At 74.0% G+C, this 23,694-nt stretch carries 17 protein-coding genes; 6 read left to right on the top strand and 11 right to left on the bottom strand.

The window, feature by feature from the left end; genetic code table 11:
* Positions 1-14 precede the first annotated feature (14 nt).
* From mltG to ATJ97_RS02125, 7 genes are all read right to left on the bottom strand, one after another.
* The gene (gene mltG, locus ATJ97_RS02155; protein WP_211287018.1) at positions 15-1,178 is read right to left on the bottom strand and encodes an endolytic transglycosylase MltG; all 1,164 of its coding nucleotides are present in this window, start codon (positions 1,176-1,178) and stop codon (positions 15-17) included.
* Complete coding sequence (gene ruvX / locus ATJ97_RS02150) at positions 1,175-1,648, bottom strand: Holliday junction resolvase RuvX (protein ID WP_098485150.1); 474 nt, start codon at positions 1,646-1,648, stop codon at positions 1,175-1,177. The genes mltG and ruvX overlap by 4 nt, the downstream gene beginning before the upstream one ends.
* Before the next feature lie 80 nt (positions 1,649-1,728).
* A complete protein-coding gene (gene alaS / locus ATJ97_RS02145; protein WP_098482337.1) occupies positions 1,729-4,431 on the bottom strand; it encodes an alanine--tRNA ligase in 2,703 nt (900 codons plus the stop codon).
* Between the two features lie 34 nt (positions 4,432-4,465).
* Positions 4,466-4,822, bottom strand: a complete 357-nt coding sequence (locus ATJ97_RS02140) for a hypothetical protein (RefSeq protein WP_143426847.1) — start codon at positions 4,820-4,822, stop codon at positions 4,466-4,468.
* Entirely contained in the window at positions 4,819-5,175 is a 357-nt protein-coding gene (locus tag ATJ97_RS02135; protein WP_098482335.1) for a DUF948 domain-containing protein, read from the bottom strand. Before ATJ97_RS02135 ends, ATJ97_RS02140 begins: the two co-directional genes overlap by 4 nt.
* A 235-nt stretch (positions 5,176-5,410) precedes the next feature.
* Positions 5,411-6,034 (bottom strand): 30S ribosomal protein S4, encoded by a 624-nt coding sequence (rpsD, locus tag ATJ97_RS02130; protein WP_098482334.1) that lies wholly within the window; start codon positions 6,032-6,034, stop codon positions 5,411-5,413.
* 132 nt (positions 6,035-6,166) lie between these two features.
* Positions 6,167-7,522, bottom strand: a complete 1,356-nt coding sequence (locus tag ATJ97_RS02125; protein ID WP_098482333.1) for a replication-associated recombination protein A — start codon at positions 7,520-7,522, stop codon at positions 6,167-6,169.
* Positions 7,523-7,619: 97 nt separating this feature from the next.
* Here ATJ97_RS02125 and ATJ97_RS02120 point away from each other — a divergent pair, with 97 nt between their 5' ends.
* Positions 7,620-9,887: an MMPL family transporter gene (locus tag ATJ97_RS02120; protein ID WP_245862007.1), complete on the top strand. Its 2,268-nt coding sequence runs from the start codon at positions 7,620-7,622 to the stop codon at positions 9,885-9,887.
* Positions 9,888-10,128: 241 nt separating this feature from the next.
* Positions 10,129-11,994, top strand: coding sequence for an FAD/NAD(P)-binding protein (locus ATJ97_RS02115; RefSeq protein ID WP_098482332.1), 1,866 nt, complete (start codon positions 10,129-10,131; stop codon positions 11,992-11,994).
* Positions 11,995-12,237: 243 nt separating this feature from the next.
* On the opposite strand, the gene ATJ97_RS02110 is transcribed toward ATJ97_RS02115, so the two are convergent.
* The 4 genes from ATJ97_RS02110 to aspS form a co-directional block, all read right to left on the bottom strand.
* Positions 12,238-12,858 (bottom strand): L-threonylcarbamoyladenylate synthase, encoded by a 621-nt coding sequence (locus ATJ97_RS02110; protein ID WP_098482331.1) that lies wholly within the window; start codon positions 12,856-12,858, stop codon positions 12,238-12,240.
* An 83-nt stretch (positions 12,859-12,941) separates the two neighbouring features.
* Positions 12,942-14,285, bottom strand: a complete 1,344-nt coding sequence (locus tag ATJ97_RS02105; RefSeq protein WP_170037049.1) for a glycoside hydrolase family 3 N-terminal domain-containing protein — start codon at positions 14,283-14,285, stop codon at positions 12,942-12,944.
* Entirely contained in the window at positions 14,282-15,151 is an 870-nt protein-coding gene (locus tag ATJ97_RS02100; RefSeq protein ID WP_098482329.1) for a GNAT family N-acetyltransferase, read from the bottom strand. The genes ATJ97_RS02105 and ATJ97_RS02100 overlap by 4 nt, the downstream gene beginning before the upstream one ends.
* Complete coding sequence (gene aspS, locus ATJ97_RS02095) at positions 15,148-16,956, bottom strand: aspartate--tRNA ligase (protein WP_098482328.1); 1,809 nt, start codon at positions 16,954-16,956, stop codon at positions 15,148-15,150. The genes ATJ97_RS02100 and aspS overlap by 4 nt, the downstream gene beginning before the upstream one ends.
* Before the next feature lie 227 nt (positions 16,957-17,183).
* Here aspS and ATJ97_RS02090 point away from each other — a divergent pair, with 227 nt between their 5' ends.
* From ATJ97_RS02090 to ATJ97_RS02075, 4 genes are all read left to right on the top strand, one after another.
* Complete coding sequence (locus ATJ97_RS02090; protein WP_170037048.1) at positions 17,184-18,617, top strand: MFS transporter; 1,434 nt, start codon at positions 17,184-17,186, stop codon at positions 18,615-18,617.
* Between the two features lie 259 nt (positions 18,618-18,876).
* On the top strand, positions 18,877-20,697 hold the full coding sequence (locus ATJ97_RS02085) for a glycosyltransferase family 2 protein (RefSeq protein WP_245862005.1): 1,821 nt from the start codon (positions 18,877-18,879) through the stop codon (positions 20,695-20,697).
* Positions 20,694-21,425, top strand: a complete 732-nt coding sequence (locus ATJ97_RS02080; RefSeq protein ID WP_098482326.1) for an efflux RND transporter periplasmic adaptor subunit — start codon at positions 20,694-20,696, stop codon at positions 21,423-21,425. The genes ATJ97_RS02085 and ATJ97_RS02080 overlap by 4 nt, the downstream gene beginning before the upstream one ends.
* 56 nt (positions 21,426-21,481) lie before the next feature.
* On the top strand, positions 21,482-23,461 hold the full coding sequence (locus ATJ97_RS02075) for a glycosyl hydrolase (protein WP_143426846.1): 1,980 nt from the start codon (positions 21,482-21,484) through the stop codon (positions 23,459-23,461).
* The last annotated feature ends 233 nt before the right edge of the window (positions 23,462-23,694 follow it).

The following is a 23,694-nucleotide window of genomic DNA, read 5'->3' as shown; positions in this document are numbered from 1 at the left end:
GGAGGGACCAGCCGTCAGCCGTCGGACTGCGGGTTCTCCTGCATCCACTTGCGCAGCTCCGCGACGTTGGCGTTGTGCTCCTCCAGCGTCGCCGCGAACTTCGTCTCCCCCGTGTCCAGGTTCACCGTGGCGAAGTACAGCCAGTCCCCTGCCGGCGGCTTGAGCACCGCGTCGATCGCGGCGGTGCCGGGCGCACCGATCGCCGTCGGCGGCAGGCCGGGATGCTTGTACGTGTTGTACGGGGTGTCGCTCTCGAGGTCCTCCCGGGTCGGCACGCCGCCGACCTTGCCGACGCCGTAGAGCACCGTGGAGTCCATCTGCAGCCGGTGGTTGACGTCCCCGCTGTCCGCGAGCCGGTTCTCGATGACCCGCGCGACGTGGCCGTAGTACTCCGGCAGGTTCACCTCGCGCTCGACGATCGACGCCTTCGTCAGCACCGCCTGGCGCTGGTCCGCCGGAACACCGCGCTCGTCGAGACGGGACACCGTCTGCTCGACCATGGTCGACAGGATCGTCGCCGCGTCGTCGCTGGGCTGGAAGGAGTACGTCGCCGCCGCGAGCCAGCCCTCCGGCTTGCCGCCCGCCTCGGCCGGCAGACCGATGCCGGCGGGGTCCGCGGCGGCAGCCTCGACCTCCTCCAGCGGGATCTGGGCGACGTTGGCGATGCGCTCGTAGACCTGGTCGGCGTGGAAGCCCTCGGGGACGGTGATGGTGACCTCGGCCTTGTTGGCCGGGTCGAGGAGCGCGGCGACGGCGTCGGCCGCGGCCATCTCCTTGAGCAGGGTGTACGTGCCCGGCTGGATGCGTGAGGCGTTGACGTTCTCCCGGAACGCCTCCGTGAAGGCGCGCTGCGACGCCACGACCCCGTCCTCCTCGAGGATGAGGCCGATCTCGGCGCCCGACGCCCCGGACGGGATCTGGACCTCGACCTCGCCCTGGCCCGGCCCGGGGAAGTCGGTCGCCGCGGCGGTGGGGCGGTCCGCGATCATCTGCCGCACCTGGGGCAGGGCCCAGACGGTCAGGGCGGTGACGAGGGCCACCGCGACGGCGAGCACGATGAACGATCGACGGCGGCGCCGGCGTCGGCGGGCCTCGGCGGCGCGTCGCTGCTCCCGCCGTTCCCGCCGGGGCTCGACGCGCTCGTCCTGCATCTGCGACCCCTCGAAGAGGTAGTTCACGCGTTCTCCTCGTCCTGCGCCGGGTCCTGGGGGTGGACGAGCTCACCCGCGGGGTTCCCCGAGCGTCGTTCGACCTCGAGCGCCTGCTCCACGATCATCACCGCCGCCACCTGGTCGACCACCTCTCGGTGCCTCCGGCCGGGACGGCCCGAGGCGTGCAGCGCCTGGTGCGCGCTGACCGTGGTCAGCCGCTCGTCGACGAGTCGTACCGGAACGTCGACGGCGGCCGCAACCCGGACAGCGTAGCCGCGTGCGGCCTGGGCAGATCTGCCCTCCCCGCCGGAGAGGCTGCGCGGGAGGCCGACGAGGACCTCGACGGCCTCGTGCTCGCGGACGATCTGGGCGATCTCGGCGACGTCCTTGCCGTCCTTGCGCCGCGCGACCGTGCGCACCGGGGTGGCGAGGATCCCGGACGCGTCGCACCGCGCGACGCCGACGCGGACCGTGCCGACGTCGATGCCCACCCGCACGCCGCGCCGGAAGGCCGGGGGCGCGCCGCCCGGGTCCGGCTCGCCGTGCGTCGGCGGGGGGCCGCCGGACGGCCCTGCGCTCACGAGCCCACCAGGGCCGCGACCTCGCCCCGGACCGCGTCCAGGGCCTCCTTCAGCGCGGCGGGGTTCGTGCCGCCGCCCTGCGCGAGGTCGTCCTTGCCGCCGCCGCCCCCGCCGAGCGTGGTGGCGGCCAGCTTCACGAGGGCGCCGGCGCGTACGCCGGCCTCGCGGGCCGTCGGGTTCGTGGCGACGACGACGGCGGGGCGGCCCTTGGCCACACCGCCGACCGCGACGACCGCGGGCGCGGCGTCTCCCAGCCGGGAGCGGACGTCGAGCGCGAGCGTGCGCAGGTCGTCGCCCGAGGCGACCTCACCGGCGTCGTGCGTGACGACGCGCGCGGTCCCGACAGCGGCCGCCCCGTCGGCGATCCGGCCGGCGCCGGCGAGCAGCTGGCCCTGCCTGAGCGTCGCGAGCTCCTTCTCGGCCGCCTTCAGGCGGTTCATCAGGGCGTCGATGCGCTCGGGCAGCTCGTCCGGGCGTCCGCCGACGAGGTTGGTGACCTGGCTGACCAGGGCGTGCTCCTTGGCCTGGAAGCCGTACGCCCCCTCGCCCACGAGGGCGTCGACGCGCCGCACGCCGGAGCCGATGGAGGCCTCGCCGAGCAGGGTGACGAGCCCGAGGGAGCCGGTCGCCGGCACGTGGGTGCCCCCGCACAGCTCCTTCGACCAGTCGCCGCCGATGGAGACCACGCGCACCCGCCGGCCGTACTTCTCGCCGAACAGCGCCATGGCGCCGGCGGCGCGGGCCTCGTCGATGTCCATGATCTCGTCGGTGACGTCGAGGTTCTCGGCGAGCTGGGCGTTGACCCGCTCCTCGATCTCGCCCAGGACGTTCGCCGGCACCGCCGAGCCGTGACGGAAGTCGAAGCGCAGCCGCGACGGCGCGTTCTCCGAGCCGGCCTGCGTCGCCTGGTCACCGAGGTGCTCGTGGAGCGCCTTGTGCACCATGTGGGTGGCCGTGTGCGCACGGGCGATCGCCTTGCGGCGCGCGGTGTCGATGGACGCGACGCCCTTCTCGTCGAGGGTCAGGGTGCCCTCGGTGAGCCGTCCGCGGTGCACCGACAGGCCCCGGACCGGCGCCTGGACGTCCGCGACGTCCACGATGGCGCCGCCCTCGAAGGCGATGGTGCCCTGGTCGGCGAGCTGCCCGCCGGCCTCGGCGTAGAACGGGGTCCGGTCGAGGACGACCTCGACGTCCGCGGGCGCGGTGGCGGCCGGGGCGGGGCGACCGTCCACCAGCAGGCCGACGAGGCGGGCCTCCGCCGTCGCGTCGGTGTAGCCGAGGAACTGCACGTTCCCGCCGAGGCGCTCCTGCAGCTCCGTGTAGAGCGAGGTGTCGACGTGGCCGGTCTTCTTCGCGAGGGCGTCCGCGCGGGCGCGCTGACGCTGCTCGTCCATCAGCTGCCGGAAGCCGGTCTCGTCGACGTCGACGCCGTGCTCGGCCGCCATCTCGAGGGTGAGGTCGATCGGGAACCCGTAGGTGTCGTGAAGGGCGAACGCCTCCTTGCCGCCGAGGACGGGCGCCTTCGGGGAGGCCTGCTTGGCCTTGGCGACGGCGGTGTCGAGGATCGTCGTGCCCGAGGTGAGCGTGCGCCGGAACGCCTCCTCCTCCTCGTAGGCGACCTGGGAGATGCGGTCGAAGTCCTGCTCGACGTTCGGGTAGGACGCCTTCATCGCGTCCTTGGACACGGGCAGGAGCACCGGCAGGCTGGGCTCGTCGACGCCCAGGAGGCGCATCGAGCGCACGGCGCGGCGGATGAGGCGGCGCAGCACGTAGCCGCGCCCGTCGTTGGCGGGGCGCACGCCGTCGCCGATGAGCATGAGGGAGGAGCGGACGTGGTCGGCGACCACGCGCAGCCGCACGTCGTCCGGGTCCTGGCTGTTCGTGCCGAGGGTGTAGGTCTTGCCGGACATCTCCTCGGCGGCCGAGATGACGGGGAAGACCTCGTCGATCTCGTACATGTTCTCCTTGCCCTGGAGCAGGTAGGCGACGCGCTCCAGGCCGAGCCCGGTGTCGATCGCCTTGTGCTCCAGCTCGCCCAGGAGCGGGTAGTCCTTGCCCCGGCCCTCGCCGCGCAGGTACTGGTCGAAGACGAGGTTCCACACCTCGAGGTAGCGGTCGCCGCCCGGGTCGACGGTGCCGCCCTCGGCGTCGGGGCCGTACTTCGGGCCGCGGTCGTAGTGGAACTCGGCGCACGGACCCGCCGGGCCGGGCTGACCGGTGTCCCAGAAGTTCTCCTCCCGGGGCAGGCGCACGATGTGCGCCGGGTCGACACCGACCCTCTTCAGCGCGTCGAGCGCCTCGGCGTCCTGGTCCCAGACCGTCACCCAGAGCCGGTCGCCCTCGAGGCCGTAGCCACCCTCGGCGTGCGAGCTGGTGAGCAGCTCCCAGGCGTAGCTGACCGCCCCCTCCTTGAAGTAGTCACCGAAGGAGAAGTTGCCGCACATCTGGAAGAAGGTGCCGTGCCGCGTGGTCCGGCCGACGTTCTCGATGTCGTTGGTGCGGATGCACTTCTGCACGCTGGCGGCCCGCGGCCAGGGTGCCTTCTCGGTGCCGACGATGTAGGGGATGAACGGGACCATGCCGGCGATCGTGAACAGGATCGAGGGGTCCGGCGAGACCAGCGACGTGGAAGGCGCGATGTGGTGGTCGTTCTTGGCGAAGTAGTCCAGCCAGCGGGTGCGGATCTCGGCGGTGCGCATGGTTCCTCGGGTCGGTGGGGCTTGGCGTGAAGAGTCAGAACTCGTAGGGCAGGTCGTCCGCGTCGTCGGGGCTGACGGCTCCGGACGGCCCGGACCCCGCCGCGCGGGGCCCCGCGGGGGCGGCCTGCCAGGTGGCGGGGACGGCGCCGAACCCGCGCCCGGAGGCGCGCCGGGCGGCGACGTCGGCACGGGCGGCCGCGGCGGCGTCGTCGTCGGGCAGGAGCGCGGCGCGCAGCTCCGCCTCACGCTCGCGGTAGGCGGCGGTGAAGTCCTGCGGGAGAGCACGAAGTCGCTCCAGGACCGACGGCGCACGGCCCGCCGCGAGGAGGATCGCGGTTCCGGCGAGCGTCACGCCGAGGAGGCCGACGCCGATGAGCACACGGGGGTTCATCGCTGCCGCCCGTTCCCGCCGAGCACGCTGCGCACCGCGTAGGAGAAGGCGGAGAGCTTGATGAGGGGCCCGCCGACGGTGGCGGAGACCAGCGTGGTCAGCGCGGAGACGTCCTCGGTGACCTGCGCGGCCGAGGTGGTGATGGTGTCGACCTTCTCCAGCTGGCCGTTGGTGGCCCGGATGGTCTGGGCGGCCTCGTCGATCGCGGGGAGCGTGTGCTCGGTGAGCTGACGCACGGTGCCGCGTGCCTCGTCCAGGACCTTGCCCAGCTTGAGCAGGGGCACGGCGAGGAAGATCACCAGCGCCACGAACGCGATCGCGGCGATGAGACCGGCGATGTCACCGACGGACATGTGGGCTCCTTGGAACGAGGGTCAGAGAGTCCGGCGTGCGGTTCCACCTGGGCCGACGCCGCCGGAAGGAATCTACCCTCCAACGGCGGCGGCGCGGGAACCGGGCCTCCGACGGCGGCGGCCACGGACCGGCTCTCCGACGGCAGCGGCCCGCGGACGGGGCCTCCAACGGCAGCGCCCCGGGAACCGGCATGGTGGGCCGGCTGCCCGGGGCGTCGCGTACGAGGGGTGCGGATCAGCGCGAGTAGTACTCGACGACCAGCTGCTCGTTGCAGGTCACGGGGACCTCGACACGCTTCGGGCGGCGGACCAGCTCGGCGCGTAGCTTCTCGACCTGGACGTCGAGGTAGGCCGGGACGTTGGGCAGCACGTCGCGGTGCGCGCCGGCGGCGGCGACCTGGAACGGCACCATCGTCTGGGAGCGCGGCTTGACCTGGATGACCTGGCCGGGCTTCACGCGGAAGGACGGACGGTCGACGAGCTTGCCGTCCACCAGGATGTGGCGGTGCACGACGGCCTGGCGCGCCTGGGCGATGGTGCGGGCGAAGCCGGAGCGCAGGACGAGCGCGTCCAGGCGCATCTCGAGCAGCTCGACGAGGGACTCACCGGTCAGGAACTGCTCGCGGCGGGCCTCCTCGAAGACGCGCTGCAGCTGCGCCTCGCGGATGCCGTACTGGGCGCGCAGACGCTGCTTCTCCTTCAGACGCACCGCGTAGTCGGACTCGGTGCGGCGACGGGCGCGCCCGTGCTCACCGGGGCCGTACGGGCGCTTCTCGAAGTACTTGACGGCCTTGGGGGTCAGCGGGATGCCCAGGGCGCGGGAAAGGCGCACCTGACGGCGCGTGCGGCTCACTGCCATGAATGAACTTCCTGTCGTTGTTGACGTCACACCGGCGACGGCGGATGCCGTGCGGCGCGGGGTCGACCCGATGGCCATGACCCCAGGGTGGCTACCTGCGCACCGGGCGCGGGCAACCGGAAAAGCCTAGCATCACCGGCCGGCCAGCAGCTGCCTGATCCTGTCGAGGCGGGCTGTGATCTCCCGCTCGTGGCCGTGCGTGGTGGGCTGGTAGTAGCGCGCGTCGACGAGGTCGTCCGGGGCGTACTGCTGGGCGGCGATGCCGTGCGGCGCGTCGTGGGAGTACTGGTAGCCGGCGCCGTGCCCGTGCCCCTTCGCGCCGGCGTAGTGGGCGTCGCGCAGGTGCGCCGGGACGGGGCCCATCTTGCCGGCCCGCACGTCGGCGATCGCCGCGTCGACCGCCTTGTAGGCGGCGTTGGACTTCGGGGCCGTGGCCACGTGGACCACGGCCTCCGCGAGGATGATGCGCGCCTCGGGCATGCCGATGAGCTGGACCGCCTGCGCGGCGGCCACGGCTGTCTGCAGGGCCGACGGGTCAGCCATCCCGACGTCCTCGGACGCGGCGATGACGATGCGCCGGGCGATGAACCGCGGGTCCTCCCCCGCCACCACCATCCGCGCGAGGTAGTGCAGGGCGGCGTCGACGTCGGAGCCCCGCATGGACTTGATGAAGGCGGAGATGACGTCGTAGTGCTGGTCGCCCGCGCGGTCGTAGCGCACGGCCGCGACGTCGATGGCCCGCTCCACGGACCCCAGGGTGATGGAGTCCTCCCCCGCGGCCTCGGCCGAGCCGGCGGCGGCCTCGAGGATCGTCAGCGCCTTGCGCGCGTCGGCGCCGGCGAGGCGGATCAGGTGGTCGGCGGCGTCGTCGTCGAGGGTCACGGCGCCGCCGAGGCCGCGCTCGTCGGTGAGCGCCCGGTCGACCAGGGCGCGCACGTGCTCCTCCGCGAGCGGGCGCAGGGTGAGCAGCAGCGAGCGTGAGAGCAGCGGGGAGATGACGGAGAAGCTCGGGTTCTCCGTGGTGGCGGCGACCAGGGTGACCCACCGGTTCTCCACCGACGGCAGGAGCGCGTCCTGCTGGGTCTTGGAGAAGCGGTGGACCTCGTCGATGAACAGGACGGTCTCCTCGCCGGAGGTGACGAGGCGCCGGCGCGCGTCCTCGACGACGGCGCGCACGTCCTTCACCCCCGCCGTGACGGCGGAGAGCTCGGTGAAGCGCCGGCCAGACCCGTGCGCGACCAGGTAGGCCAGCGTGGTCTTGCCCGTTCCCGGCGGACCCCACAGCACCACGGACGACGGCGCGATCCGCCGTCGGCCCTCGGGTGCGGGCTCCACCAGGCGGCGCAGCGGCGACCCCGGCTCGAGCAGGTGGCCCTGGCCGAGCACCTCGTCGAGGGTGGCCGGCCGCATGCGTACGGCCAGCGGGGCGCCCAGCCCGACGGCGGGCACGCCGACGTCGTCCGCGCCGGCCGCCTCGAAGAGATCCACCGCTCCAGGCTAGCCCGGTGCACCCGCTGGTCCGGGCGGTGGGGTGCACGTGGGACGTGTGCACGGGTGGTCCGAGCGGGATGGGAAACTGGCCCGTGTGTTCGCCCTGATCGGCCGGCTCGTCGCCCGGCGCCCGCGCACCGTGATCGCCGTCTGGGCCGCGGTCGCCCTCCTCGCCGGCCTCGCGGCCCTCACCGGGTTCGCCGGCCCGGGCCTGTTCGACCGGCTCCAGACCGGCGCACCGGTGGTGCCGGGCTCCGAGAGCCAGCAGGCGCAGGAGATCCTCGACGAGGAGGGCAGGGGCGGCGACCAGGTCTCGCTCCTCGTCCAGGGCACCGACCTGACCGACGAGCAGGTCGTGGAAGGGGTCGCCGCCGCCCTCGGCCCGGCCCGCGAGGACCTCGCCGCGATCGACGGCGTCGCGTCCGTCGTCGACCCGTTCGCCCTCCCGGAAGGACTGGCGAACCCCGCCGCCGCCGGTCTGGTCTCGACCGCGCAGGACGGGTTCCTCATGGCCGTCGTGCTGGAGGAGAACCTCGACGACGACACGGCCGACGCCGCGCACAGCGCCGTCGTCGAACGGCTCCGCGAGGTGCCCGGGGACCTGTCGGACGTCGCGCCCGACGCGACGGGCACCGTCAGCTCCGTCACGCTCTTCGCCGACGCCATCGTCAGCCAGGTCGAGCAGGACCTCGTCAGCGGCGAGGTGTTCGCCCTCCCGGTGGCGCTGCTCATCATGGTCGTGGTGTTCGGCGGCTTCCTCGCCGCTGGCCTGCCGATCATCGGCGCGCTCGTGTCCATCGTCGGCGGCCTCGGCATCCTGCTGGCGCTGACCTACACCGTCGACGTCGACTCGTTCGTGGTGAACGTCATCACCGTCATGTCGATGGCGCTGTCCATCGACTACGGCCTGCTGGTCGTCTCCCGCTACCGCGAGGAGCTGCACCGGCTCGACGCCGCGGACCCGGCCGACGTCCCCCCGCCCCCGGTACGGCGTCGTCGCCGCGGCCACCGGGACCCCGCCCTCCTCGAGGCGGTGCGCACGACCGTGGCGACGGCGGGCCGCACGGTGGTGTTCTCGGCGCTGACGGTGGCCTTCGCCATCGCCGGGCTGCTGCTCATGCGCCCCGAGGTGCTCCGCGCCATCGCCGCGGCGGGCATCGCCTCGGTGCTGCTCGCCGTCGCCTGCGCCGTCACGCTCGTGCCGGCGATCCTGCTGCTGCTCGGCGACCGCATGCGCCGGCCGTCCATGCTCTCCCGCGTGCCGGGGCTGCGCGTCCTGGTCCGCGGCCTCGGCGACGTCGCCCCGGCCGAGGGCATGTTCTCCCGTCTGGCCCGGCGCGTCCACGCGCACCCGTGGTTCTTCATGCTGGGCTCGCTCGGCGTGCTGCTGCTGCTCGCCTCCCCGGTCCTCGGGCTGTCGATGCGCAGCTCGACCACCGACCTGCTCCCCCGGGACTCCGACCAGCGCGACTACATCTCCGTGCTGGCCGAGGACTACCCCGGGGCCCGGACGCCGGAGATGACGGTGGTGGCCGACGCCGCCCCGGCCGACGTGGGCGGGCTGCGGGACGAGATCTCCGCCGTCGAGAACGTGGAGATGGTGGGCGAGCCGGCCGCCTCCGGCGGGCACACGGTCCTGCCCGTCTTCCTCGACGTGGCCGACGCCGCCGGCGAGGAGGCGACGCGCGCCGTCGAGGACGTCCGCGCGATCGACCCCGGCTACGAGACCTGGGTGACCGGCCAGGCCGCCGTGCAGCTGGACTTCAACGAGTCCCTCGTCGCCGGGCTGCCCGTCGCGGGCGCCGTCGTCGTCGTCGCGATCTTCGTGCTGCTGTTCCTCATGACCGGGTCGGTGCTCGTCCCGCTCAAGGCGCTGGTGGTCAACCTGCTCTCCCTCACCGCGTCCCTCGGCGTGACGGTGTGGGTCTTCCAGCAGGGCCACCTGACCGGCCTGCTGGACTTCACCCCGGTGGCCGGGCTGGAGGCCTACGTGGTGGCGATCGCGATCGCCTTCGGCTTCGGGCTCGCCATGGACTACGAGGTCTTCCTCCTCGCCCGCATCAAGGAGTACTGGGACGTCGGGCACGACAACGACGCCGCGGTCGAGCGGGGCCTGCAGCGCTCCGGGCGCATCATCACCTCCGCGGCGCTCATCATGGTCGCCGTCTTCGCCGGCTTCGTCACCGGCGAGCTCATCGTCATCAAGCAGGCGGGCGTGGCCCTGGCGGTGACCGTGCTCGTGGACGCCACGCTCGTGCGCATGCTGCTCGTGCCCGCGACGATGACCCTGCTCGGGAAGTGGAACTGGTGGGCGCCGGCGCCGATGCGAAGGCTGTACGAGAAGTTCCGGATCGTCCACTGACGAAGAGCCTGGATGCCGGCCCGACGGTCGGGCCGTGCCCGGTGGATCCGGACCGCATGGTGAGATTTCACCCACGGCGCCTTGGCCGCGCCGCCGCGGCCCCCGGATCGTGAGCACCCCGGACGGGCACGCCAGCGTGAGCGGGCCCGCCGGAACCACGCCCAGCCGGAGGAACAGCCATGACGTCCAGCACCGCCCACCCCGCAGGCGGTCCGGCCGGCACCGCCGCCGGGGACGTCGCGTGAGCACCCACGACCTGGTGGTGGTCGGCGGCGGCCCGCGCGGGGTCGCCGTCGTCGAGCGGCTGACCGCCCGCCACGACGGCACCGCTCCGGTCCGGGTGGCGCTCGTGGACGCCTTCGAGGTCGGCGCCGGGGCGACGTGGCGGACCGACCAGACCCCGCACTTCCTCAACAACACCTACGCGGCCCACACCACGATCTACCCCGACGCCTCCACGCCGATGGACGGCCCGGTCACGTCCGGTCCCGACCTGGTGGCCTGGGCGGCGTCGCCCGACGCACCGCCGGACCGGCCCGCCTGGGTGGCCGAGGAGGTCGCCGGGCTGCGGCCGTGGTCGTACCCGACCCGCCGGCTCCAGGGGGTGTACTACCGCGAGCAGCTGGCGGCGGTCGTGGCCCGCGGCGGTGTCGACGTGGACGAGGTGGTCGGGACGGTCGTGGACCTCACCGCCGACGACGGGACGCGCCGGGTCCACCTTGCCGACGGGACGACCCTGACGGCCCCGGTGGTCGTCCTCGCCCAGGGCATGGTCCAGGCGCGCCGCAGCCGGACGACCGAGGCGTTCGTGGACGCCGCGGCCCGGCACGGGCTCACGTACGTCGAGCCCGGGATGCCGGCGGAACGTGACTGGACCGTCCTCCCCGCCGGCGAGGACGTGCTCGTGGCGGGCCTGGGGGCGAACTTCTTCGACGTGGTCGCGCAGCTGACCGCCGGCCGCGGCGGCCGCTTCGTCGCCGGCGACTCACCGTTCGACCTGTCCTACGTGCCGTCCGGGCGTGAGCCCCACCTGCTGGTCGGCTCCCGGCGGGGACTGCCCTATCGCAGCAAGTCCTTCTACGGCGCACTGCCCCCGGCGTACGTGCCGCTGCTGGCCACCCGCGAGTGGTTCGACGCCGTGGCGCAGGTGCCGGGCCAGGACTTCGTCCGGGACGTCTGGCCGCAGATCGCCCGCGAGCTCGTCCTCGCCCACCTGCGCACGCTGCTCGACGTCCGCCCCGGCGTGGTCCGGGCCGGCGACGTCGACGAGCTCGTGGCCCGGCTCGCCGTGGTGCCCGCCGACGGGCTGGGGCAGACCGTCCGGGAGCTCGTCACCGATCCCGCCTGGTGGGTCGACGTCACCAGGCTCGACCGGCCCGAGGTGGCCCGGCCCGACGGCGCCGCCTGGGACGCCTGGGTCGAGCGCTGGCGGGCGGCCGAGCTGGAGTCGATCACGCAGCCGCTGCGCAGCCCGCGGGCGGCGGTCAACCGCGCCCTGGCCGCCGTGCGGGGGCAGGTGGGCCGGCTCGTGGCGGTGGGTGCGATCGACGCCCGGTCCGCCGTCGCCGACGTCCACGGGTGGTTCGACCCGCTGGGCCTGGCGCTCGCCTCCGGGCCTCCGCCGGAGCGCACCGCGCAGCTGCTCGCCCTCGTCGGCGCCGGCGTGGTCGAGCTCGTCGGCGAGGGCATGGCCGTGACCGTCGAGGATGGTGCGTTCGTCGCGCGGTCGCACGTGCAGGGGCGGGTCCACCGGGCCCGGGCGTTCGCCGAGACCCGCATGTCGAAGGGACAGGTGGACACCACCGAGGACCCGCTGCTGCGGCGTCTGCTCGACACCGGCCGCGCCCGGCTGCACGAGCGCCGGGCGTCCGACGGCACCGCCGTGACCACCCGCACGCTGGACGTGACGGCGGACCGGTACCTGCTGCTGGATGCCCGCGGCGACGCCGACGAGCGCGTCGTCGTGCTCGGCATCCCCGCCAACGACGTGCAGCCCGGCTCGGCCATCGGCGCGACGCCCGGCACGCCGTCGCCGCTCCTCGCCGGCGCCGACCGCGCCGCGGCGCACGTGCTGCAGCTCGTCCGCCCGCGCGTCCCGGCCGCCTGACCCGCACGCGAGTCGTCACGAGCTCCCCGAGTCGTCACGAACTCCCTGAGTCGTCACGAACTCCCCGAGTCGTCACGAGCTCCCCGAGTCGTCACGAGCTCCCTGAGTCGTCACGAAATCGCCGAGTCGTCACTGACCACCTGAACCCGCCCCACCGGTACGTCGCGGAGAAAGTGACTTCTCAGGGAGAAGATGACGTCTCGCGGAGAAGAGGGGGCGGGGGCGGGGGCGGCGAGTTCGTGGCTACTCGAAGCGGGAGGGGTCGCCGGCGCCGGCGCGCAGCACCTCAGGCGCCCCGGACGTCAGGTCGACGACCGTCGTCGGCTCGGCCGAGTCGACGTCGGAGTCGACGATCACGTCGAGCAGTCCCTCCAGCTCGTCCTTGACCATCCACCCCTCAGTCATGGGGGCGTCCTGGCCCGGCATGATCAGCGTGCTGGACAGCAGCGGTTCGCCGAGCTCCGCGAGCAGGGCCTGGGTGGCGCGGTGGTCCGGGATCCGCACCCCGACCGTGTGCTTCTTCGGGTGGAGCAGCCGGCGGGGCACCTCCTGGGTGCCGCGCAGGATGAAGGTGTAGGGCCCCGGGGTCACGGACTTCACGAGCCGGAAGACCGCGTTGTCGACGATGACGAACTGGCCGAGCTGCGCGAAGTCCCGGCACACGAGCGTGAAGTGGTGCTTGTCGTCCAGCCGGCGCAGCAGCTTGATCCGGTCCAGGCCGTCCTTGTTGCCCAGCGCGCAGCCGACGGCGTAACCGGAGTCCGTCGGGTAGGCGATCAGGCCGCCTCGGCGCACCACCTCGACCGCCTGCGCGACGAGCCGCGGCTGTGGGTCCTGCGGGTGGATCTCGAGGTAGCGCGCCATGCCGACATTGAAGCGGGAAGTGCCGCGGCCGGCCACCGCGGTCGTCGCGGCGGCGGCTCAGCCGGTCGCGTCCCGACGGCGGGTCAGCCTCCCGCGTGCTGCAGCGCCTGCGCGGCCCGGGCGCCGTCGCCGACCTCCCCGGGCGGCCCCGCCTCCTCGGCGAGCCGTGCCTGGTACCTCATCATCGCGATGACCCGTCCCGCGGACTGCTCGAGCCGCTCCCGGTCCAGCGTGCCGTCCTGGAGCGCCTCCACGACCCCGGCGTGCGCGACGGCGTTGTCCGCCGGGTTGAGCAGCAGGTCGGCGCCCGCGCCGAGGGCGGCCACGGCGACGTCGCCCGCGTCACCGACGGCGGCCAGCGCGCCCATGCCGAGGCTGTCCGTGACGGTCACGCCGGCGAAGTCGAGGTCCTCGCGCAGGATCCGGTACGCCTCCCGCGAGAGCGACGCGGGGACGCCGGGGTCCCAGGCGCGGACGTCGACGTGGGCCACCATGACCATCGGCACACCGGCCTCGACGGCCTCCGCGAACGGCGGCAGCTCCCTGCGGGCGATCTCGTCGGCGGTGCCGTCGTGGACGGGCAGCGCCAGGTGGGAGTCGGTGGTCAGCGACCCGTGGCCGGGGAAGTGCTTGACCGACGCCAGCACCCCGCCGCCCAGCAGCCCCTGCACCGCCGGGACGATGGCGGCCCCCACCGTCCCCGGGTCCTCGCCCGCGGCGCGGGAGCCGATCGTGACGTCCTGGTCGGGCACGGTCACGTCGGCGACCGGGGCCCAGTTGACGGTCACGCCGGAGGCCCGCAGCTCCCGGGCCATCGCCTCGTGGGCTTCCCGCACGAGCCGCGTCTCCCCCGCGGCCGCGGCCCGGCCGGCGGTGGCGAAGGACGGGAACGTCGTCCAGGGACCGACCCGCCCGGACATGCGCTGCACGGTGCCGCCCTCGTTGTCGGTGCTGACGACGCCGGGCCAGTCGCGTCCGTCGGCGGCGACGGCGTCGTGCACCCCCTCGCTGAGCGCGCGGACCTGCTCGAGCGAGGCGACCGAGTCCCCGGTGACCATGACACCGGCGAGGTGCAGCTCGGTGACGAGGTCCTCGGCGGTGGCGGGGTCGGTGCCGTGCAGCCGCCCGACGATCAGCTGGCCGGCGAGCTCGGCGTCGCTCAGCTCCGCCGCGTCGGCGGTGGCCTCGGCGACGTCGGCGGCGCCCGGGCCCCAGGCGTTCGCCGGCTCCTGGGGGACGGTGGCCGTCGGCCCGGGCGGCGGGCTCGTTCCCGCACCCTCGCCCGCGGGCGTGACGGAGGCCGAGCACGCCGCGAGGAGCGCGGCCGCGGCCAGGCCGGCCGCACCGGTGACCAGCGCGCGGCGCCGGGTGACGGCGGGACGCTGGTTCGAGGCGGCACGGCGGCTGACGGAGAGGCCGCGGCTCACGGCACCGGCCGGAGGTTCTCGACCCGGTGCTGGGTGGCGAACCCCAGCCGGGTGTACAGGCGCCGGGCGTCGTCGTTGTCGGACCAGATGCCGAGGTGGACGACCGGTCCGAGGCCGAGCCCCCACCGGGTCGCGGCGGAGGTCATCGCGGCGGCGACCCCGCGCCGGCGCCGTCCGGGCAGGACGGTCACCGCCTCGAGGTGGACGCCGGCACCGCGCGCCCGGGCCGGAGCCGGCGGCACGTCGGCTCCGAGCACACCGGCGAGGTCGCCGTCGTCGTCGACGTGGCCGAACCACGTCAGGTCAACGTCGTGGGCCCGCCGCCCCCGCTCCGGGTACCCCGCGTCGAGGCAGCGGTAGACCCGTTCGAGGCGCTCCTCTCCGGTCAGCTCGACCACGCGGTCCTCGCCAGGCACCGGCTGCGGGGCGGCCGCCGTGGCGAGCCAGTCCCAGGGCCGCGTCGGCTCGAGCAGCACCTGCCTGTCGGCCGGCAGGTGCTGCCAGGTGCCGCGCGTCAGCATGACGTGGCCGGCACCAGCCGGCAGCGCCGGCCTGCCGAGCGGCCCCGGCCGGAGGGGACCACCGGCGAGGAGCTCGGCGAGCCGGGCGGGGTCCCCCACGCCGACGAGCATGCACCCGTCCTGCCGGGGCAGCAGGACGGCGGCAGCGCCGTCGCCCTGCCAGACCTCCTGCGGCACCCAGTGGTGCCGGCGCACGCGCAGGAACGGCCAGCCGTCGATGACGTCCCCGGGCGCCGCGGGTGCGGACCTGGAGCGACAGGCGGACCGCCCGGCGTCGGCCGTGGTGGCAGGCCGCCCGACGTCGGCCGCCGTGACGGGCCGCAGCGCGGTCGGCTCGCCCGTCACCGTGCGGGTGCGGCCTGCTTCGCCGCGGCGTCCTGGTTCTCCTCCTGCTTCGGACGCGCGTCCACCCCCGCCTCCTTGCGCTGCTGCGCGGTGATCGGCGCCGGCGCCTGGGTCAGCGGGTCGTAGCCGCCGCCGGACTTGGGGAAGGCGATGACGTCGCGGATGGACTCCGCCTTCGTCAGCAGCGCGACGATGCGGTCCCAGCCGAACGCGATGCCGCCGTGGGGCGGGGCGCCGAACTTGAACGCGTCGAGGAGGAAGCCGAACTTCTCCTGCGCCTCCGCCTCGCCGATCCCCATGACGGCGAACACGCGCTCCTGCACGTCCCGGCGGTGGATACGGATGGAGCCGCCGCCGATCTCGTTGCCGTTGCAGACGATGTCGTACGCGTAGGCGAGGGCCTCGCCCGGCGACTCCTCGAAGCGGTCGATCCACTCCGGCGTCGGGGAGGTGAAGGCGTGGTGGACGGCCGTCCACGCGCTGTGGCCGACGGCCACGTCGTCGTCCTCGCCCGTGGGCTTGAACAGCGGGGCGTCGACGACCCAGACGAACGACCACGCGTCCTCGTCGATCAGCCCGACCCGGCGGCCGATCTCGAGGCGGGCGGCGCCGAGCAGGGCGCGCGCGTCCGAGGCGCGGCCGGCGGCGAAGAACACGCAGTCGCCCGGCTTCGCGCCGACGGCGGCTGCCAGGCCCTCGCGCTCGGCGTCCGAGATGTTCTTGGCGACGGGGCCGCCGAGGGTGCCGTCGTCGGCGATCGTGACGTACGCGAGGCCCTTGGCGCCGCGCTGCTTGGCCCACTCCTGCCACGCGTCGAAGGTGCGCCGCGGCTGGGCGGCGCCGCCCGGCATGACGACGGCACCGACGTACGGGTTCTGGAACACCCGGAAGGGGGTGTCCTTGAAGAACTCGGTGAGGTCCGTCAGCTCGAGTCCGAAGCGCAGGTCCGGCTTGTCCGTGCCGTACTTCTCCATGGCCTCGCGGTACGTCATGCGGGCGATGGGGCGCGGGATCTCGTGGTCGATCAGCTTCCAGAGCTCGGCGAGCACCTCCTCGGCGACGGCGATGACGTCGTCCTGGTCCACGAAGCTCATCTCGACGTCGAGCTGGGTGAACTCCGGCTGGCGGTCGGCGCGGAAGTCCTCGTCGCGGTAGCAGCGGGCGATCTGGTAGTACCGCTCCATCCCGGCGACCATGAGCAGCTGCTTGAACAGCTGGGGCGACTGCGGCAGCGCGTACCAGTTCCCCGGCGACAGGCGCGCGGGCACGAGGAAGTCGCGCGCGCCCTCGGGGGTGGAGCGTGTGAGGGTGGGCGTCTCGATCTCGACGAAGTCCTGGTTGTCGAGCACCCGGCGGGCGGCCTGGTTGACCTTCGCGCGCAGGCGCAGCGCGTGCGACGGGGCCTTGCGGCGCAGGTCGAGGTAGCGGTGCTTCAGCCGCGCCTCCTCGCCCACCTGGCCGGAGTCCTCGGCGTGCTCGGACACCTGGAACGGCAGCGGGGCCGCCGCGTTGAGGACGACGACGTCGCTCGCGATGACCTCGATCTCGCCGGTCGGGAGGTTGGGGTTCGCGTTGCCCTCGGGCCGCTTGGCGACCTCGCCGGTGACCTGGAGGACGAACTCGGCGCGCAGCTCGTGCGCGACCTCCTCGTCGCGGATGACGACCTGGGCGATGCCGGAGGCGTCACGCAGGTCGATGAAGGCGACGCCGCCGTGGTCACGGCGGCGGTCCACCCAGCCGGTGAGGGTGACGGTCTGTCCGATGTCACCGGCGCGCAGGGAGCCGGCGGTGTGTGTGCGGAGCACGAGGGTCCTTCCGATCGACGTCGCGCACCGCGAGACGGGCGGGCGCGGAGTCGATCCTAGTTCCCGTACCGACCGGCGCCGCCCCCACGGGCCTTCTGGCGCGCGGGCGTCGGTCACGGGTCGCGCGCGGACGACGGTCTGGTTCGCGCGCGGGCGCCGGTCGCCGGCCGCCCGCGTGCGCCGGCCCGGTTCGCACGGAGCGCGGGCGGTCGGCGATGATTCAGCGCGTGAGCGCCCAGGACAGCCCCGGTGCGGCGGCGTCGTCCGCCGGCGCTGCCCAGGACGCCGGCAGCGCCCGCGCCGAGGACGGGCAGTCCGCGCAGCTGGTCCGCCTGCTGCTGATCGCGTCGGTCGCGCTCATCACCCTCGCCGCGTTCGAGGCGCTCGCCGTGGCCACCGTCATGCCGGTGGTGGTGGAGGAGCTGGGTGGCCTCCACCTCTACACGGTGGCCGCGGGTGCACCGCTCGCGGCCCAGCTGGTGGCCACCGCCGTGAGCGGCGCGTGGTCCGACGCCCGTGGGCCGCGCGGCTCCCTCCTGCTGGGCATCCTCCTCTTCTGCGCCGGGCTCCTGGTGGCCGGCCTGGCACCGACCATGGCGGTCCTCGCGGTCGGGCGCGCCGTCCAGGGCTTCGGCGCCGGGCTGCTGATGGTCCCGCTGTACGTGCTGGTGGGCTCGATGGTGCCGGCCGCGCGCCAGCCCCGGTTCTTCGCCGCCTTCGCCGCCGCGTGGGTGGTGCCCGGCCTCGTGGGTCCGGCGATCGCCGGGACGGTGGCGGAGGCCGCGAGCTGGCGCTGGGTCTTCCTCGCGGTCCCCGTGCTCACCCTGGCGGCCTCCACGGTCCTGCTGCCGCTGCTGCATCACGTGCGGTCCGTCCCCCGTGGCCCGGCGGACGCCGACGGACGACGGCGGACCCGCACCCTCCTCCTGGCCGCCACCGGTGCCGGACTCGCAGCCGCCGCCCTGCAGGTGGCGGGGTCCGACGGCGGGACGACGGGGGTGGTGCTGGCGGTCGCCGGGGTGGCGGGCCTGGCGGTGACCGTGCGGCAGCTGCTCCCCGCCGGGACGCTGCGGCTGCGTGCCGGGGTGCCCTCGGCGGTGGCGTGCCGCGGGCTCCTCAACGCCGCCTTCATCACCGCCGAGACGTTCCTGCCCCTCCTGCTCGTCCGCGCCCACGACTGGTCCGCGCGGGACGCCGGTCTCGTGCTGACCGTCAGCTCGATCACCTGGGCCGCGGGCTCGGCCGTGCAGGGCAGGGTCCGCACGCCACTCCGGCGCGCCCTGCTGCTCTGGCTGGGACCGCTGCTGCTGGCCGTGGGCACGTTCGTCTCGGCAGCGGCTGCGCTGCCCGGCGCGGCCCCCTGGTGGGTGGTGGCCGGCTGGACCGTGGCGGGCGCCGGCATGGGGCTGATCTTCCCCGCACTGTCCGTCCTCGTGCTGCAGGCCACGCCCCGGGCCGAGCACGGCACGGTGAGCTCCGCGCTCCAGATCTCCGACGGCCTCGGCGCCGCCCTCGGGCTCGCCCTGGCCGGTGCCGTCTTCACGGCCCTGGTGGGGACCGGCGGCCGGGAGGCCTACCTGGCCGGGCTCGTGCTGGCCGGCGGCCTCGGGCTGCTCGCCCTGTGGGCCGGCGCCCGGGCGACGCCGCCCGAGCTGGAGTGAGCGCCCACCACCGGTGAGCCTCGTCACCGGGACGAGGACGGTGCTCCCCCGTCGCCAAACCGGGCGTCTCCGGCCGATATACCGGCTGGCCTGCAGGCATGGCGGCAACCGGTCCGGAAGGGCCGGCAGACCGCCGTTTTCGGACGGTAGGAGGTGTAGCGGGCGCCTCACCGTCCCAGGTTGGACGTGACCGTTCCGTTACCTACGGTCGAACGCTGACGCCCCGCGGACGGCCGCGGGTGAGCCAGTTAAGGAACGTATGCCAGCGAACAGCCCGCACCTCGCCGACCTCCGCCGCAGCCCCGCCTGGCGGCCCGTCGAGCCGGCCGCCGCCGCGCCCGCGCGCGTCGACGAGACGGCCGCCCCTCTCCCCCGTCGCGTGCTGCGCGAGCGGCACCGCGCCGAGCAGCTCGCCACCCTCGAGGTGGGGTCGCCGGTCCGCCGCGACTGGGAGGAGCGCCTGCGCGGCGTCGGCCAGGGGCAGCGGAACCTCGAGTCGCCGTCGCTGACGATGCTCGTGCTGCTCGCCACGATCGGGGTGCTCCTCTACGCCTCGTTCCTCATGCGCCCCGAGAACTCCGGCGACCTCCTGCCCTGGCTGATCGTCATCGTGTGCGAGTCGATCATGATGGGCCAGGTCCTCATCTCGCTGTGGACCCAGCTGTCCTCCACGCACAACCCGCGTGACTTCACCTTCAACGAGGCCAGCCGGAACCTGTTCGTGCCGGTCGACTGGGACCTCAACGCCCCGCTCGCCACGGACCAGATGCAGCTCGACGGTGTCCCGGTCACCGTCGACGTCTTCATCACCACCTACGGCGAGCCCGTCGAGACCATCCGCGCCACGGCCGCCGCGGCGCGAGCCATGCGGGGCCGGCACGAGACGTGGATCCTCGACGACGGCCGCTCCCCCGAGGTCGAGGCGCTCGCCGCCGAGCTCGGGGTCAGCTACCTCACGCGGCCGGACAACAAGGGAGCCAAGGCCGGCAACATCAACCACGCGCTCGGCCGGACCTCCGGGGACTACTTCGTCATCCTCGACGCCGACTTCGTCCCCTCCCCCGACCTGCTCGTCGAGACGATCCCGTTCTTCGCCCAGGAGAAGGTCGCCTTCGTCCAGACCCCGCAGGTCTACGGCAACATCCACAACTTCATCACCCGCGGCGCCGGGTACCTGCAGACGGTGTTCTACTCACTGATCCAGCCCGGCAAGAACCGGTTCAACTCCGCGTTCTGCGTCGGCACGAACGTCGTCTTCGCGCGGGCGGCGATCGCCGAGATCGGCGGCATGTACACGAGGTCGAAGTCCGAGGACGTGTGGACGTCGATGAAGCTCCACGAGCTCGGCTGGCGCTCGGTCTACATTCCCGACGTCCTCGCCGTCGGCGACACCCCGGAGACCATCGAGGCCTACACCAAGCAGCAGACCCGCTGGGCCACCGGCGCCTTCGAGATCCTCTTCCGAGCAAACCCGCTGCGGAACCGACGCCTGTCCGTGGACCAGCGCCTGCAGTACTTCGGCACCGCCACCTTCTACCTCGGCGGGCTGGTCACGTTCGCGCTGCTCCTGCTCCCGCCACTGCAGATCTTCCTCGACCTGACCCCGATCGCCACGGACCTGCCGCTGTGGGAGTGGGCGCTGTACTACTCGGGGTTCTACGTCATGCAGATCGTGGTGGCGACGTACACGATCGGCTCGTTCCGGTGGGAGACGCTGCTCCTGTCCACGGTGTCGTTCCCGATGTACATCCGCGCGATGGCCGGGGCCCTGCTCGGCCGGGACCGCGCCTGGCACGTCACCGGCCGGGCGGGCCGGGCGGCGTCCCCGTTCAACTACATCGTCCCCCAGATGCTGATGTTCCTCGCGCTCGTCGTCACGTCCGTCGTCGGCCTCTGGAAGGCGGAGTGGAGCTCGACGATCACGCTCGCGCTCGTGTGGAACACGGTCAACGCCCTCGCGCTCGCCGCCTTCCTCGGCATCGCCGTGCGTGAGGCCCTCGCCCTGCGCCGCACCGAGCGCCCCGTGCCGCCGACCCACGCCGCCACCCCTTCCCCCGCCACCCGACAGGAGCTCCTGTGAGTCTTCGCCGTTTCGCCTCCCTGCTGCTGGGCACCCTTCTCATCCTCGGCATCGGGGCGGTAGGCCTGGTGTACACCTACGGCCGCGCGCACACCCTGGACGCCGTCGAGGCGACCGTCGAGACCGACCTGTCCACGGTCGGCACGCCGTTCGCCGGCCACATCCAGTCCCTCGGCGTCCACGCAGGTGACCGGGTCACGGCCGGCCAGGAGGTCGCCCGCGTGCAGAGCCCGAGCCTCTCGCAGTCACTCGAGACGGGCTTCCCGGAGGAGGGCCTCGGCTACCGCGTCGACGGCGACGACGTCATCGTCCTCACGGCCACGGCGGACGGCGTGGTCGGCAGCGCCGAGCACGCAGCCGGCTCCTTCGTCACCGCGAACACCCAGATCGCGAGCATCGAGGTGCAGGGCACCTCGCGCGTCCGGGCCGAGGTGCCGATGAGCGCGGCGGACTACGCGCGGCTCCCCGCGGGGTCGGCGATGACGGCCAGGCTGCCCGACAGCACCGAGGTCGCCACCGAGGTCTACGAGGTCCAGTTCGAGGAGGCCGAGGACGGCGAGTCGGTCGCCGTCGTCCGGGGCCGCAGCCCCGAGCTGGCCGAGGCAGGCACGTTCACCAACGGTGCCCCCGTCACCGCGCAGGTCCACCTGGACGACGCCGAGGGCCTCGGCTCGTGGGCCGCACGGCAGCTCGCCGAGCTCATCACGCCCAGCGGAGCGTCGATCTGACGCCCGCCGACCACCGCGGCACCCACCGCCGCACCCGACAACCACTCAGGAGTCATGTGCCCCTCCGCCGTGTGACCGCCCTGCTCGCCTCCGCCGTCGTGCTCACCGGGTGCGCCCGGTCCACCGACGACGCCGCCCGGCCCGAGGAGACCGCCGACGCGTCCGCCGTCGACGCCACGGCCGCGGGCCTGCCGACGACGACCGGTCCCTTCACCGGCGAGATCGCGGTGGCCGACGGCGTCAGGCCGCCGACCAACTCCTGGCTCGCGCCGGCAGTCTTCGCACCCGCGGACCGGCCGGTCTTCACCGGCACCCTCAGCGTGCGCCTGCGGGCCGACGGTCTGAGCCTCGGGCTCCCGGCGCCGCAGGCGTCCGAGGGCATCCTCATGGGCGCCCACCCGGACCACGTCGACCTGGCGCTCGGCGCCGACGACTACGTGCTCGAGCGGGTCGACGAGCTCTCCGGCACGTTCGCCTACCGCCGGGACGGGCGGACCACCGGCCGGGTCACGATGGCGGAGGGCTGGCCGTACGTCGCGTACGAGGCGGCCGCCGCACAGAAGGTCGACCTGCCCGCGTCCACCGTGGCCGCCGACGGCGGAGCGAGCGCCGAGGTCGGCGGGATCACCTACCGCTTCGTCACCGACGGCTCCTTCTCCGGCACCACGCTCGAGCTCGCCGAGGGCGGCTCGCTCGTCGTCTACGCCGAGCCCGCCGGCGCCTCCGACGCCGACCGCCAAGCCCTGCGCGCGGGCGCCGTCCCGCTCACGGGGACGGACGTCGCCCACGCCGTCGAGGACGGACGGGCCAGCACGACCTTCACCTACGACACCGCCGGCGCCTCCACCGTGCTCGCCTCCCTCCCGCACCAGGAGACGACGACCGACGGCGAGCCGCTCGCCGCCACCGTCCCGTCCGTCTACGGCGAGCTCGCTCTGGCCTCCGGCAACGAGGCCACGTTCTCCGTGGCCGCCCGGGAGCCCGTGCCCGAGCTCGACCTCGCCAACCTCGACGACGCCGAGCGGTCCCGGGTGGCCGGGCGGGTGCGCGCGGACGCGGTCGCAGTGACGTTCGACGCCGCCGACAGCTACTACGCCGGCAAGCAGCTCCAGCGCGCCGCCCAGCTCTACCAGCTCGCGACCGGTCTCGGCCTGACCGACGAGGCCGCCGCGCTGAAGGAGAGGATGACCGGCGAGCTCGACAGCTGGTTCGACCCCGAGGGGTGCGCCACGCGCGAGGAGCGCTGCTTCGCCTACGACGAGAAGCTGGGCGGGCTGGTGGGCCAGGAGCCCTCGTACGGGTCCGACGAGTTCAACGACCACCACTTCCACTACGGCCACATGCTGTACGCGCTGGGCGTGCTCGCCGCCGACGACCCGGCGCTCGCCGAGCGGTACGCCGCGGTGGCGGACGCCGTCGCCCACGACATCGCCGCCCCCGAGCAGACCGCGGCGTTCCCGCAGCGGCGCTCGTTCGACGACTGGTGGGGCCACTCCTGGGCGTCCGGCACCGCACCGTTCGGGGACGGCAACAACCAGGAGTCTCCCTCCGAGGCCGTCAACGCCTGGGCCGGCCTCGCCCTGTGGGCGGACGCGTCGGGCGACACGGCCATGGGCGAGCAGGCCCGCTGGATGCTCGCGAACGAGACGGCCACGGCCCTGGAGTACTGGGTCGCGCCCGAGCTGCCCGAGGAGTTCGGGCACAGCAGCGTCGGCATCAACTGGCAGGGCAAGCGCGACTTCGCGACCTTCTTCGACGCGGCCCCCTCCGCCGTCGTCGGTATCCAGCTCATCCCGATGAGCCCGACCCACGCCGCGTACCTCGCCGAGGAGCCGGAGGCGGTCCAGGCCATGGTCGACGCCGCGGTCCCCGACGGCGACCCGGCCGGGCGGCCGCTCGTCGACTACGTGATCATGGCCCAGGCACTGACGGACCCGGACCGGGCGACAGCGATGCTCGAGCAGCTCCCCGCGGAGCAGGTCGACAACGGCAACTCCCTGTCCTACCTGACGGCGTTCGTCCTCAGCCAGGACTGAGTCGTCCGGGCGGGGGCGGGCGCCGTGCGGTGACGCAGCGGGCCCTCGCGACGGGCGGGACGGGTGCTGTGCGTGAGGTCACCGGGCCCCGACCTGCCCTTCCGGACGCGGGACCGATACGCTGGGGACTCCTGGAGTGCACTCACCGCCCAGGCCCGCTGCGGAAGTTCTCGCGTTCGTCCGGGCCTCACGAGCGGCCGGTGCTTCGCCGCCCCGGCGTCGCCATCCACACT

Origin of the sequence: Georgenia soli (genome assembly GCF_002563695.1) — a bacterium.
In the GTDB taxonomy this organism is placed as follows: domain Bacteria; phylum Actinomycetota; class Actinomycetes; order Actinomycetales; family Actinomycetaceae; genus Georgenia; species Georgenia soli.
This window is presented reverse-complemented; position numbering and strand designations above follow the sequence as displayed.